2 protein-coding genes are annotated in these 15,758 nt (G+C 44.2%); both read left to right on the forward strand.

Annotation, left to right across the window (positions count from 1 at the left end; genetic code table 11):
* The first annotated feature begins 37 nt into the window (after nt 1–37).
* Nucleotides 38–8,746 (forward strand): type I polyketide synthase, encoded by an 8,709-nt coding sequence (locus L3V45_RS07180; protein ID WP_234949671.1) that lies wholly within the window; start codon nt 38–40, stop codon nt 8,744–8,746.
* A complete protein-coding gene (locus L3V45_RS07185) occupies nt 8,739–15,737 on the forward strand; it encodes an SDR family NAD(P)-dependent oxidoreductase (RefSeq protein WP_236837321.1) in 6,999 nt (2,332 codons plus the stop codon). Before L3V45_RS07180 ends, L3V45_RS07185 begins: the two co-directional genes overlap by 8 nt.
* Nucleotides 15,738–15,758 lie beyond the last annotated feature (21 nt).

The raw sequence follows: 15,758 nt of genomic DNA on the forward strand, positions 1-15,758 counted from the left end.
TGCGGCAGTGCCATTTGTAAAGGGGATGAAGATTTTTATGAAAGAAGCCCGTCATATTAGAAAAAAAGTACTTTCTGACATAGAAAGCGGCAACATTTCTTTGGAAGAAGGAGTAAAGCGGATACAGCAGCTTGGTTCTCATTCCGCAGGGGGTAACGGACAGGCGATATATTATCAGACGGTCTGGCAGCGGACAGATCTCAGCATTCATGTAAAAGGCGGCCGGCGTGAGGGCAGCCTTTTATTATTTGATAAAAATGAAGATGTGAGTAAAGAACTTGCTGCATTGCATGATACAAGGGTTATTTTGGTTAAGCCGGGGAAAGAGTTTCGAAAAACCGGGGACGGTGTATTTGAAATCGACCCCCGCTCTGAAAAAGATTACATAAACCTGTTAGGATGGCTTATAGAAGAAGAGAAGTCAGATATACGGGAAGCGGTGCATTTATGGTCAGACATGCCGTTTGAAAAAACAGAGAGAGCAATTCGTGAACAATGCGACAGCGGAGTCTATTCTTTGTTTTTATTACAACAGGCGCTCTTCAAAAATAACTGCCGCAAACCGATCAAGCTGTTATATGGATATTTTTCGCATCTTTCCGGAGAACAGCCTCTTTACGCGGCGGCAAGCGGATTTTTGCGGACATTACAGCTGGAAAATCCGTTAATCTCAGCAAAAAGCATTGAAATGGAGCAGTCAATAGCAGCCGTTCACGCAGCTGATATCATACGCAATGAGCTGAGTGATTTCCAGCCTTCAGATGTAGAGATCCGTTATAAAGACATGCAGCGTTATGTCAAACAGATCAAAACGTATGAACCCGAAAAAAATTCCGGAAGCGGAGCTGTGCCGCTGAGAGAAAATGGAGTATATATTATCGCGGGCGGCGCGGGCGGATTAGGATTTACCTTTGCAGAATATTTGGCTTTTCAAACAAAATGCTGCCTTGTTTTAACAGGTAGATCTCCGCTTTCAGATCATATAAGAAAACAGCTGAGGCGATTGGAGGATGCCGGTTCTTCAGCTGTTTATGTTCAGGCTGATATTACCAATAAGGAAGAAGCCGAATATGTAGTCAAAAAAGCCAAAACTTCTTATGGAAAAGTAAACGGGGTCATTCAGGGCGCGGGAATCATCCGGGACTCTTTCCTTCTTAACAAGTCACGAGAGGAATTCGATCAGGTAATCAGACCGAAAGTATTGGGTACGATGTGGCTGAATGATGCTGTTGAGAAAGAAAATCCTGACTTTTTCATTTGCTTCTCCTCTACTTCCGCAGTGTTGGGAAATGTCGGGCAATCTGATTACGCGTTCGGAAACAGTTATATGGATCATTTTATGAATATGCGTTCTGCCCAGCATTCTGATACGATTTCTCTCTCTCTGAACTGGCCGCTGTGGAAAGAAGTCGGCATGCAAGTGGATGAGCGAACGGTAGAGACAATGAAAAAGGCGGGTTTTTATCCTTTAGAAAAAGAAGAAGGTAAAAAAGCGTTTGCCGTCGCATTGTCCTCCGGTTTTTCGCAATTTACTGTATTTTACGGAGATGAGCAAATTGACAATCATGTTAATCAATTATATGAACGAAAAGACAATATTCAGGCAGATGAAGGAACAGGGAGAAATATCGAATCATTTGATTCAGAGAAACTGACAGCTGAAACATCTGATTTTATCATAAAAATAATTGCTGCAGAATTCAGGATGCCTGTGGACAAAATAGATGCAGAAGAGGCATTGGAAAAGTACGGACTTGATTCCGTTATGATTATCAATATGACGAATGAGCTTGAAAAACATTTCGGCGCGCTCTCAAAAACGCTGTTATTCGAATATCAGACTGCGGCAGAATTGTCACAGTATTTCGTTGAGGAGCACAGGGATACTCTTCTTCATAAACTCCGGTTAGGAGAAAGCGGGAGCGGCACCCCATCTCAGAAGAAAAAAGATAATAAACAGACAGCCGATCTTAACAGGAAACAGAAAATCCAGATGAAAAATCAGGTGCAGCAGGAGAAGTATCATGACAATGATATCGCTATTATCGGTATCAGCGGACGTTACCCGATGGCAAATGATCTTGATACTCTGTGGGAAAACTTATTGAACGGTAAAGACTGTATAACTGAGATACCTGAGGATCGGTGGGATTCGAGGCTGCACTATCAGCCTGCGGCGGGCGACGAAGTAAAAAACCAAAGCAAATGGGGGGGATTTATTGACGATGTGTATCATTTTGATCCGTTGTTCTTTAATATTTCTCCTGCCGAAGCTGAATTAATTGATCCGCAGGAGAGACTGTTTTTAGAGACGGTTTGGCACACCATAGAAGATGCCGGGTACGCAAAGAAAACGCTTGAAAGAAAAAACGTCGGTGTTTTTGCAGGGGTTATGTACGGCCAATATCAGCTGTACAGCGTTGGTCACGAAGCGGCCGTTTCTTCCTCATTTGCATCAATCGCAAACCGGGTATCCTACTTCTTTAATTTCAGCGGGCCAAGTATTGCTTTGGACACGATGTGTTCCTCATCATTAACGGCTGTTCATTTTGCCTGTGAAAGTTTAATCAGGAATGAATGTGAAATTGCAATTGCAGGAGGCGTCAATTTATCCATTCATCCTCATAAATATGAACTCCTGACTCAAGGAGGATTTTTATCCAGTGATGGCCGGTGCAGAAGCTTCGGTTCAGGAGGAGACGGCTATGTGCCGGGAGAAGGGACAGGTGCCGTGCTGCTGAAACCGGTAAAAAAGGCTATTGCCGACGGTGATCAGATTTATTCAGTTATTAAGGCAACAGCGATCAACCACGGTGCTAAGACGAATGGATATACCGTGCCGAATCCAAAAGCTCAAAGTGAGGTCATTGCGAGAGCCTTAAAAAAAGGATTTATTGATCCAAAAAGCATCAGCTATATAGAAGCTCACGGAACAGGCACCGCGTTAGGAGATCCGATTGAAATCACCGGTCTGACCAAAGCATTTTCAGGTGCCGAACGCGATAAGAAGACATGCGCGATCGGGTCGATTAAATCAAATATCGGACATCTTGAGGCTGCTGCAGGCATAGCGGGCATTACGAAAGTTATTCTTCAAATGAAACATAAAACGCTTGTTCCGTCACTGACTCATTCTGCTGAATTGAATGAGAATATACCGTTTCAAAAAACACCTTTTTATGTACCGGACAGAGCCGAAAAATGGGAGTCATCCGTTCCCAGGCGTGCCGGAATCAGTTCTTTCGGGGCAGGAGGAGCTAATGCCCATGTTATTTTAGAAGAATTTGCGGATGAAGCTATCTCTCCTCTCGCGGCGGCTGAAGAACCTGAACAGCTTTTATTTGTTTTTTCTGCAAAAAATACCGACAGGCTGGCAGAATATGCAAAACGCGCAAAAGAACAAATAGCAGCCAGAGATTATTCATTAGAAACACTTAGAAATACAGCATTTACTTTACAAACCGGGAGAGAAGAAATGCCGCACAGATTGGCTGTTATCGCCTCCACAAGAGATGTATTGCTTAAAGGGCTGACAGACTATACTCTCGGAAATGCGAGGGATCATATTTTTACAAGCGGCAAAGACACAACAGAAGCTCAAAGGATGAACAAAGCTGAAATTGAAGAAGCAGCCGCAAACAGGGATCTTGTGAAGATTGCTGAATACTGGGTTGGCGGTAACGGAGTAGATTGGCCGTCACTTTATAAAGATGTCACTTTGAGACGGGTATCAGCACCGGGATATCCATTTGCCAAAGAGCTATGCAGAATAGATGCGCAAAATACGGGAAGCACCCGGATGAACGTAAATAACGATCTGCATCCTTATATTTCATGCAATATATCTGATTTTAAAGCCCAGAAGTTTCTTATCAATGTAAGCGATACCGATTTGTATATAAAAACAAAGTATCAAGACAAGGAAATGTTTCCGTTTCTCAGCCAGATTGAAATGGCGAGAGCTGCCGGAGCGATGGCTTCAGGGAATCCGATTATTAAATTAACTGAGCTCTCCTTTAGAGAACCGATGTTACAAAGCGGAAGCAATGAGCAGATCCGGATTGTATTAACCCCGGATAATCAGGGTGCATCGTATTCTATAGAAAAACAGAGCGACTCATCCATTTATTCCTCAGGGCGGCTCAAATTAGAAGGCGGGGCGTACGAGAACGGAAATATTCATCTTGAGCCGTTCCTGTCTCAGGGCGCAGACCGTATACCGTACGAAGCGTTTTATCAGCGGCTTGCCGAATTCGGATACAGCTGCAGTGACAGTCTGAAAGCCGCAGAGCACTGCGTCAGCAGGAACGGACAGGTGCTTTTAAAGATAAAAGCAAAGGCCGGGCCGAAAGGGTGCATAATCAAACCGGAAGTGATTGAGAGCGCATATCAAGCCGTCGTATACCTTGCGGGGGAAAATGCCGGAGAGACCCCGGAAAATATTAAAGAATGTACGATTTTTGATCATGAGACTGAACCCGTTTATGTATATGCAGAACAAACTGAAGAAAGCGATTCGGCTTATGATGTGTATGTATTAGACAATGCCGGCGGGATTTTGATGGAACTGAGCGGGCTGGTTTTTGGCGAAAAGCCTAATAAAAATGTACGTTTTTATGAGCATGAGTGGGATCAAAAAAACCCTCTGATTGAAAAGAAAGATAGGGAGCCAAAAACAATTCTGGTTTTTGCAAAAGATGAAGCATTGGCTGGAGCTCTGAAAAATCAATCAGACAGCCGTGTCATTCTCGTCACGCCGGATCAGCGGCAGACCGATCAAAATCTGCTGACATTCTGTATAAACCCGGAAGTGACGTCAGATTATATTCGTTTATTTGAAGAATTGGAGAAAAAGGGGTTTTCTCCTGATGTCATCTTGCACACGGGAGAAACATTTTACGCGGGTGACCGCCTTCTCAGCGGCCTGGAATCAATTTTTTATTTATTAAAAGCCCTGAGCGCCCGCAGTGACGCCTCTCTTTATCTTCATTCTCTGCTTCTTGTTCACTCTTTTAAAGAAGGCGTGAATGATCCGTATACGGGCGCTCTTGCAGGCTGTTTAAAAACGGCAAATATGTTGGTGCCATCCGCAGAGAATGTGAAGTCAATCGGTTTTTCAGAACGTATATCAATTGAAAAAATGGCTGAATTTTGTCTTAACGAAATGGTTTCAGGCGTGGAACGGCAGGCGGAAGAAGTTAAATATATAAATGACAAGAGGTATGTTAAGACATTAAAGGAGTATGTATTCAATCATACAGAGCACTCTCATCAGCTGAAACAGAAAGGGATTTACCTCATAACGGGCGGTTTGGGCGGTCTGGGCCTGATTTTTGCAAAATATTTAGCCTCTCAGTATCAAGCAAAATTAGTATTGACGGGAAGATCACCGTTAACAGCTGATAAACGACATAACATTGACCGGCTGCAGGCGCTTGGAGGAGACGCGGTATATTATCAAGCTGATGCCGCAGATCAAAAGACGATGGGATGGGTCATAGAAGAAACGAAACGGACTTGGGGATCCATTCAAGGCGTTATTCATTCAGCTGGTCATGCCGATGATCGGTTATTTACAGAGATGAATCTGACTGATTTTACGGAAGGCATGACTGCTAAAATTGAAGGAACGGTATGCTTAGATGAATTAACGAAAGATGAGCCGCTTGATTTCTTTATCGTATTTTCTTCTATTTCTTCGGTCTTCGGAGATTTTGGACAGGTTAACTATGCGATGGGCAATTATTTTCAAGATCAATATATAAATTGGAGATCCGAACAGAGCAGCCGGCAAGAGAGACAAGGCAAGAGCATTTCGATTAACTGGCCGTTGTGGCGTAAAGGCGGAATGCATTTAAACAAAGAAGCTGAAGACGCATATCTTTCCGCATCCGGGTTTGATTATTTGGAAACGGAAGAAGGGATAGCGGCTTTTGAGACAATTTTGGCAAGTGACTGTCCGCAAATTTCGGTTGTTACCGGGGATGCCGGAACAACACCAGCAAAAAAAGATCTGCCGCATCAAAAAGTAAATACGCTTCCGGTTCGTCAAGAGGAAAGTTCTTATAGAGGACCGGATTCTGCAGACAATGTCCTTGAAGAACTGAAACAAATGGTGTCGGAATTATTGAAAATTAACATTGAACAGCTGGATACGGCAGAGAATTTCGGCAATCTCGGCTTTGATTCTATCAGTTTGAAAACATTAGCTGTCAGACTGAATAAAAAATACAAGCTTAAGCTGACACCTGCCGTTTTCTTTACTTACAGCCATATAAAGTCTCTTTCAGAATTCCTAAACAGTGAACTGCGTACTGTTGCAAAAGGGAATACAGGTGCAGAAAAAAATATTTCTGAAAAAAGGAAAGTGCACGCCGGGAAAACCGCAGGGAAAACCGTGAAGCCGCCGCGAAGTTTTCCGTTTGAAAAAAAGACAGCAAGACAGGCTGACCATCATCCGGAGAAGCAGCCGGTTGCCATTATCGGGATGAGTTGTGTTTTTCCGGGAGCAAAAAATGCAGATGAGTTTTGGATCAATTTAATCAATGAAAAAGATTCGATTCAGGAAATTCCCCCGGATCGATGGGATTGGAAAAAATACGCCGAAGGCAAAGGAAGCAGCGAAGTACATTCGAAATGGGGCGGATTTATCACAGATGCCGATAAATTTGATGAGGCGTTTTTCAATATTAATCCGCGGGAAGCAGAACTCATGGATCCTCAGCACAGAATTTATTTGCAGGAAACCTGGAAAGCGATAGAAGATGCGGGTTACAAAGCTTCAAAGCTGTCCGGCAAACATATCGGGGTGTTTACGGGCATTCAATTTAATGATTACCGCCAGCTGCTGATGAGGCATTCGGACGGGGCGCATGCGTTTGCGGGAACCGGAAACAGCCAGGCGCTCATCAGCAATCGTGTATCCCACTATTTTAATTTCAGAGGTCCGAGTGAGTCCATTGATACAGCCTGCTCAAGCAGTCTTGTAGCAATCCACAGAGCTGTGCGCTCGATTCAAAATGGCGAAAGTGAGCTGGCGGTAGCAGGCGGGGTTTCGCTGCTCTTAGATCCAGTCACGCATATGTATACCGATAAACTCGGTATTTTGTCTAGGGACGGCCGGTGTAAGACGTTTGATAAACTTGCCGACGGTTATGTCCGCGGTGAAGGTGCAGCTGTTCTGTTATTGAAACCATTGCAAGCGGCAATGAATGACAGAGACAATATTTACGGAGTCCTGAGAGGAACCGGAGAAAATCACGGAGGAAGATCTGCTTCATTAACCGCTCCGAACCCGGAAGCTCAGGCAGAACTGTTAACGTCTGTTTACAAAAATGCCGATATTCCTGTTGATACGATATCTTATATTGAAGCACACGGAACCGGAACAGAACTGGGAGATCCGATTGAGATTGAAGGCTTGAAAAAAGCGTTTGGATCTTTTGAGCCGCATCCAGGAAAGAATCATGACCAATATTGCGGCATCGGTTCAGTAAAAACGAATATCGGTCATTTAGAGCCCGCCTCTGGAATGCCGGGGCTGATTAAAGTATTACTATCCATGAAGTATAAAACATTGCCTGCCACACTTCATGTTAAGGAGCTGAATCCTTACATTCAATTAAGCGGAACACCGTTTCATATTGTCAATAAAACTATGAAGTGGGCCAGATTAAAAGATCGAAAAGGAAATGAAATTCCGCGCCGCGCCGGAGTCAGTTCCTTTGGATTCGGCGGGGCAAATGCTCATGTCATCGTGGAAGAATTTGAATACGGACAAGATAAAGCAGTAACTGCCGAGCGGGATCAAATCATTGTTCTATCGGCCAAAACAAAGGAAAGGCTGATGGTTAAAGCCAAAGAGTTAACAGCGTTTTTACATGAAGAACTATCAGTTCAATTCAGTCATCAAGAGGTGCAGGAACGTGATGTGCAAGAGGCGGTTCGGGAAGCGGCAGCGGGTATCCTGCGTTTAGATACCGCAAATATAGATGCAAAGACACCTCTTTCAGAATTCGGATTTGATCCGTTGGCTTATTCCGAATTAATCTCTTATATAAACCAAATGTACGGCACAGAAATATCACTAGATATATTTCAGGAATTAATGACCCTGAGTGAGCTGTGCCGCTATATCAGCAGCGTCCGGAATCGATCAGCTGATAAACCGTATAACGGCAATTTTAGAGAAAAGTCCGGAATCGGTCTTGAAGAAATAGCATATACGCTGCAAACCGGAAGGGAACCATTTGAATGCCGCCTTGCGATCACTTGCTCGAATACCGGAGATCTTCTTGAAAAATTAAACGGTTACATTCAGGGGAGCAGACTGCAAGGTGTTTATGAAGGAAATGTAACGGATTTTGATAGTCTGTACGCTCCTTTATTCGGCGGCCCCGAAGGTCATGCATATGTTCAATCACTGATTCAGCAAAACAAGCCGGCCAAACTGGCTCAGTTGTGGACGATCGGTTGTGAAATCAGCTGGGAAGACTTGTATGAGGAGGAACTCAAACCGGTTAAACTGCCTCTTCCTCTTTATCCTTTCAGTAAGAACAGACATTGGATTCATTTAAATAAAGATGAAGCGCAGAAGATTGAGGCTTTCTCGAACACTGAGCTTCACAATTCAAATAAAGATACAGCAGATGGAGAAATCATGTCGCTTCTTGAAAAAGCACAAACAGGTGAGATGAATACGAAAGAGACGTCAGAGCTGATAGAGGAGTTGCTTTTCCATGAATGAAAAAACGATGCAAATTGAGCAAATCGTGAAAAAGGTGAAAGAAGGCAGCCTGACGCGTGAAGAAGGGCTGGAATTAATTAAGAGTTTGGGGAAAACCCATCTATATGAAATGGTATGGGATAGACATGAATTTAAAGGCAGTGAAAAATTCCCGAATACGAAAGAGCCAATTTTATTTTTTTGCAAAGACGACAGCATGTATACCGTAATGAAGAGACAGCTTGAAGGCTATGAGGCGCCTTTCATTTACGTGACTTCCGGCGAGCGTTTCGAAGATTGCCGGAACGGTCGTTTTAAAATGAACTTTGCAAATGATGAGGATTATGATGCGCTATGCGGGGTTCTGCGTTCTCAAAATATAAGACCCCGCCATATTATTCATTTTTTAGCTGCCGGGCTCTTCAAAAATACAGAAGATGCAATAAGAAAGCAGCTCAATAAAAGTCTGTTTTCCTTGTTTCAAATGTTTCAGGCTTTCATGGCGAACAAACTTTGTCCGAAAGCAGAAGTTTTGTATCTGTATGAAAATGCCGAGGGCGAGGTTCAGCCCATTTATAACGCGGTTGAAAGTTTTCTTAAGACCGTACAGGCCGAAAATCCGAATTTCACATGTAAGGCTGCAGAGCTGAAATCAATGTTTGACGAGCCGTTTACAAAGCAGCATATTGCAGATGTCATCTCTTTTGAATGGAACAATCAATGCAAGACGGACCACTTTACCTGTTATGAGCCGAGGCATTATTATAAAAGGCAGCTTAAAAGAGTAAAAAAAGAAGATGGGGAGAAACATAGTTTCAGTGTAAAAAAGAACGGTGTGTATTTAATTACGGGAGGAGCCGGAGGCCTCGGGTATCTGTTTGCGGAATATCTGGCGAAACAGGCGGAAGTCAAGCTGGTATTAACCGGGCGTTCTCCGGCGTCCCGTGAAACGGCGCAAAAATTGAGCGCGCTTGAAAATCTCGGCGCTGAAGCCTTATATGTCCCGGCAGATATTTCAAAGGAAAAAGAGGCGGACGCGTTAATTAAGCACATTAAGCAGACATTCGGAGAATTAAACGGAATTTTGCACAGTGCCGGACTTGTTAAGGATGCATTTATCATAAAAAAAGCGAAAGAAAGCATAGAAGAAGTTATAGCGCCTAAAGTATTCGGAACCGTTTGGCTGGATAAAGCAGCTGAAGAAGAGCCTCTTGATTTCTTCGTTATGTTTTCATCCCTTTCGGCCGTTCTGCCTAATGCGGGTCAGAGCGACTACGCCTTCGCTAACGGATGTATGGACGGATTCACCCAGTATCGAAGCATTAAGGGACGTCCCGGGAAAACACTTTCTATTAATTGGCCTTTATGGGATGCGGGGAATATGACAGTTGGTCCGGCAGAGCTGCAGGCTTTAAGACACACGGGGCTGGAACTTTTATCTGCCCAAGCAGGGCTTGCCGCTTTTCAGGACAGTATGAGCCGTTCTGCTTCTCAGCTGGCTGTTATCAGCGGAGACAAAGATAGAATAAGTGAATTACTCTCAACTGACCATAAAAAGATAGAGACTGTGCCTGAAAACAACAGTCTGCCGCAATTAAATGAAAAAGATCTGAAAAAGCAAACGATCCGTCTTTTGACAGAGATTGTCGGTGCGGAAACGGGAAGACCGGCGGACAGCATTTTACCCGAGGATACATTTGACCGTTACGGAATTGATTCTCTAACAATTTTAGGTCTTAACTCCCGTCTGGAAAAGTATTTTGGAAGAGTGTCTAAGACTCTTTTCTTTGAATACAGCAGTGTTGAAGAGCTGTCAGAGTATTTTCTTGAACACTATCAACATGAGTTGAAGAAGGCGTTTTTACCGGCAGCCGAACAGCGAATTGATCATTCGGCGCCGGCGAAACGGGAGAAGCTTTCCGTTTCCCGCATACCATCCGCACCTTCCGAGGAAGATATTGCAATTATCGGTATAGCCGGCCGCTACCCGATGGCGAAGGATGTGGAACAGTTTTGGGAAAATATTTCTTCCGGAAAAGATTGTATAACGGAAATACCGAAAGAGCGCTGGGATTTTCGGAAATATTATCACACAGGTGACAATGCCCGTCATGACAGCAAATGGGGAGGTTTTATAAAAGACGCTGATAAATTCGATCCGCTGTTCTTCTCAATTTCGCCTCGTGATGCCGAGTTAATTGATCCTCAGGAACGGTTATTTTTAGAGACAGCATGGCACACGTTTGAAGATGCGGGTTACACAAAGAAAAAGTTGAAACGGCATAAGACAGGGGTATTTGTCGGCGTCACCTACAGCCACTATCAGTTATTTGCAGCCGGTGCTTCAGATGATGAGGGACGTCAGGCGCTCTTGTCTTCTTATTCGTCTATCGCAAACCGGGTGTCATATTTCTTTGACCTGCACGGACCCAGCCTTGCAATTGATACAATGTGTTCTTCTTCACTTTCTGCTGTTCATTTTGCATGTGAAAGTTTAAAAAGGGGAGAATCCACCCTCGCCATAGCCGGAGGAGTGAATTTATCCTTACACCCGGATAAATATACTTTACTTTCACAAAATCATTTTGTTTCAAGCGATGGGCGCTGCAGAAGCTTTGGAGCGGGAGGAGACGGATATGTGCCGGGAGAAGGAGTCGGGGCCGTTCTTTTGAAATCGCTTTCTGCCGCAAAGGCTGACGGGGACAGGATTTACGGTGTGATTAAGGGAACATCTGTAAATCACGGCGGAAAAACAAATGGATACACTGTGCCAAATCCGGGCGAGCAGGCAAACGTCATCAGTGAAACTCTTGATAAGGCGGGGATTGATGCAAACAGCATAAGTTATATTGAAGCGCATGGCACAGGGACATCTTTGGGAGACCCGATTGAAATTTCAGGTTTAACCAAAGCTTTGCACAGCTCAAAAAGCGATTATCGTTGTGCAATTGGTTCGGTTAAGTCAAATATCGGACACCTAGAGGCCGCGGCGGGAATTGCTTCTATCACAAAAGTGCTGATGCAAATGAAGTATAAACAGCTTGCTCCTTCCCTTCATTCCGATAACTTAAATCCTAATATTGATTTTGAGGAAACACCGTTTTACGTGCAGTCTGAACTGACCGATTGGGAGACGCCGCAAAATCAAGCCAGAAGGTCGGGTATCAGTTCTTTCGGCGCTGGAGGATCTAATGCCCACATTATCATCGAAGAGTACAAGAATGAAGAAAAGATGGAAACGGTACAGAGCAACAAGACGCAAATTATTCTGCTTTCTGCCAAAAATGAAGAACGGCTCAGACTCTTGATTGATGCATATATAAAAGAACTGGAGCCAAAAACGTCACTAGCTGATGCCGCGTACACCTCGCAGACCGGGAGAAACGCTATGGAAGAGCGGCTTGCTGTTGAGGTTAGCAGCATTGACGATCTTCGCGATAAGCTGACGATGTATTTGCGGTCAGATCATAAGTTAAACGGTTTATATAGGGGAAACGCCCGCCGAGGCGCCGGTCAAAAGAATGCCCTGTCAGCCGCTCACTTTGAAAATGCAAGAGATATGGCCATTCACTGGGTGAACGGAGGAGACGTTGAATGGGAAGAGATGTACACTGCGGAATTACCGAAGCTTATTTCTCTTCCTGCATACCCTTTTGAACGGAACAGATATTGGGTGCCTGCCGCAAAAGCAGCACAGAAACAGAAAACAGGTGTACCGCAGAGTCTGCCCCATGCACCGACTGACTTATCATTTGATGTATTAAAAAAATCGTGGAAAAAACAAAAGGCTGCGCCTTCCGCTTTTACGAAAGGACAGGTGATGATCCTGGCTAATAGTGAAAGTGAGCGGCTTGCATTCGAATTGTTTGATTCAGATCCTCTGATTGAACCCGCTGTCATTTGCGCAGATAACTGGGATCATTCGGATGGGGAAGCCAAAAAAACGGCTCTAGCAGTCATAGAAGAAAATCCGGAAATCATCGGCATGATTGACCTGTCAGATTTGCGGAGTAATCAAAACGGGGCACGCACCGGCACAATCGGGAAGCTGACACTGCTGCAGGAAATCATAAAGACACGTAAACAGCTTTTCGTTTTACATGTGACAAGAGGGCTGCAGACATTTCTGAATGACAAGCCGTCGTTAGCCGGAGCCGAAACAGCCGGACTATATAAAATGCTGAGCGCGGAGTATCAAAAGATAAAATCAAAAACAATAGATGTAGACGGGCATGTCGGGACTGCGGCGGAACTGAGACAGGTAATCACAGATGAAGCTTGCGCTGACGGGCTGTATAGTGAAATCTGCTACCGGAACGGTGAACGTTATATTCCATACGTCGAGAAATTACATGCGGCGGAAATAAACCGGAACCTATCCGGTCTGCCGGTCTGCCGTACGGATCAAACCTTGGTTATTACAGGGGGAACAAGAGGGATCGGAGCAGAACTTGCCAGACATTATGCCGGCAAGGGAGTCAAAAAACTTGTGCTGATGGGAGTAACCGACCTTCCGGAATCTGATAAAATAGCCGGCATGTTAGAAGACACCGATGAAAAGTCACCTCTTTATTCGAAATTACAACTGCTGCATGAGTTGGATCAAAAGGGAGTTCAGGTGGAAGTGTATTCCGGGCCGCTCACGGAAAAAGAAAAATTACATCGCTTCTTTTCAGAGGTGCGAATGAAGTTCGGCAAAATCGGTGGGGTGATTCATTGCGCTGGTGCAGCCAATCATTCGAATCCGGCTTTTATTCATAAATCTGATCAAGAAATAAGAGAAGTATTTGAGCCAAAGGTGCAGGGGATGCAAGTACTTCATGACGTTTTTATTGATGACGAACTTGATTTCTTCATTTTGTTTTCATCTGTTGCGAGCGCTTTTCCTTTATTAGGCGCCGGAACAAGTGACTATGCCGCGGCTAACGCTTTTATGGATTACTTTGCGGCGTATCAGCATGCAGCCGGCAGAACATATTATCAATCAATTAACTGGCCGAGCTGGAAGGACATTGGGATGGGCGAGGTGACAAGTCCATCATATCAGGCACTCGGTTTACTTTCACACTCAACAGAAACAGGTATTTCCATGCTGGATGAAATCATGACGATAAACGGATATCCATGCCTTATACCGGCAAAGACACATCCGGAGAAATTCAAGCTGCAGCAGCTGCTTCAGACAAGAATTCAAGCGGCTAAAAATAACCTGGATGCTGAGGAAAAAGTGGTCTCTGGTGATGGAGACAATGAAGCTATGATCAGGAAGTTAATGGAGATTTTTTCCGCGGAGCTGAAAATACCTTACGGGAATTTAGATCAGGATACGTCTTTTGCGGATTACGGAGTTGATTCAATCTTACTGGTTCAGCTTGTCAAAAAAGCGGAAGATGCATTTCAAATAAAAATTGAACCTTCGGCTTTTCTGGAGTATCCGAGTTTTTCACAACTGGGCGTCTATTTAAACGAATTATTTGCAAGTGAGGGGATCAGTCCTCAAATTGATTCAGAAAACATTGAGGGTCGGAAAAAAGAGCAACATATAAATCAAAATGCTCCCGAAGTACAGGGCAACGGATCTCAAATGCAACCAACCAGTCTGAATCAAATCGCTATTATCGGAATGGGCTGTGAGTTTCCGGATGCTCCGGACACAGAAACATTCTGGAGAAATTTGAAGAAAGGACAAAATAGTGTCCGTGAAGTCCCGGCGTCGCGATGGGATATTTCTTCATACTACTCTGACACCTATGAAAAAGGAAAAAGTATCAGTAAGTGGGGCGGATTTCTTCAAGATATTGAGTCTTTCGATCCCGCGTTTTTTAATATGAACAAAAGTGAGGCATCAGAGCTTGATCCGTTAATCAAAAAATGCCTTGAGGTCAGCGTCCAGACATTAAGAGACGGCGGCTATACAAAAGAAGAAGTATCAAACAAAGAAGTCGGCGTCTTCATCGGTTCGCGCACCGGGACGTTTATGTCCAAAATAGGTTCCCCTTCAAAAAATACGATCGTGGGTATAGGACAAAATTTCATAGGCGCGCATATCTCACACTTTTTTAATCTGAAAGGACCGAATCTGGTTGTAGACACGGCTTGTTCTTCTTCATTGGTCAGCGTCCATCTCGCTTGTCAAAGCCTAATGTCAAAAGAGTCAGATATGGCAATTGCGGGCGGGGTTGACATTTTGCTGGATCAAAAGCCTTACGTCATGCTGAGTGAGGCTCGGGCGCTTTCACCTGAAGGAAAATGTCATACATTTGATGAGAAGGCAGATGGATTTGTACCGGGAGAAGGATGCGGCGCAGTCCTTTTGAAAAGACTTGATGACGCCCTTGCCGAAGGTGACAGAATTTACGCGGTAATTGACTCCTCCGCGGTTAATAATGACGGACAGACAATGGGAATGACAACACCTAATCCGAAAGCGCAAAGCGCAGTGATAAAAAAAGCCCTGAAAAAAGGCGAAATTGATGCAGATACTCTCAGTTATGTCGAAACGCATGGCACCGGTACGATGATAGGAGATCCGATTGAATTAAAAGCGCTGACTGAAGTGTTCCGGGAGGTTACGGAAGAAACGCAATTTTGCGGAGTAGGCAGCGTAAAAACGAATTTCGGACATTTAATGAGCGCAGCGGGGATAGCGAGTATTATAAAGGTTGCCTTATCCATAAAAAATCAGATGCTCCCGCCGACACTACATTGTAAAACGCCAAATCCGCGTTTTAAATTTGATCAGTCGCCTTTCTTTCCGAACACGTCTTTAAAAGAATGGCGTCCCAGAAAAGGGGTTTTGAGAGCCGGAATCAGTTCTTTTGGATTCGGGGGCACGAACGCACATATGATATTGAGCGACAGCCATCTCACATTAGGATATGGAGAGACAAAAAGACACCCGCTTTCTCCGGTTATATTCAATAAGGAACAATGCTGGATCGACAATGGAGAAGCTCCAGAAAAGGAAGAGTCAGAATTGCTGATTCCTTTACTTGATTTCAAAGAATTATAAAGAAAAGAAAAGGAATGAGAC

The organism is Bacillus sp. R45, assembly GCF_021729365.1.
In the GTDB taxonomy this organism is placed as follows: domain Bacteria; phylum Bacillota; class Bacilli; order Bacillales; family Bacillaceae; genus Bacillus; species Bacillus velezensis.

Excerpts from the sequence above, each read along its gene's own strand:
- L3V45_RS07180 (WP_234949671.1), top strand. The coding sequence starts at position 38 with ATGAAAGAAGCCCGTCATATTAGAAAAAAAGTACTTTCTGACATAGAA.
- L3V45_RS07185 (WP_236837321.1), top strand. The coding sequence starts at position 8,739 with ATGAATGAAAAAACGATGCAAATTGAGCAAATCGTGAAAAAGGTGAAA.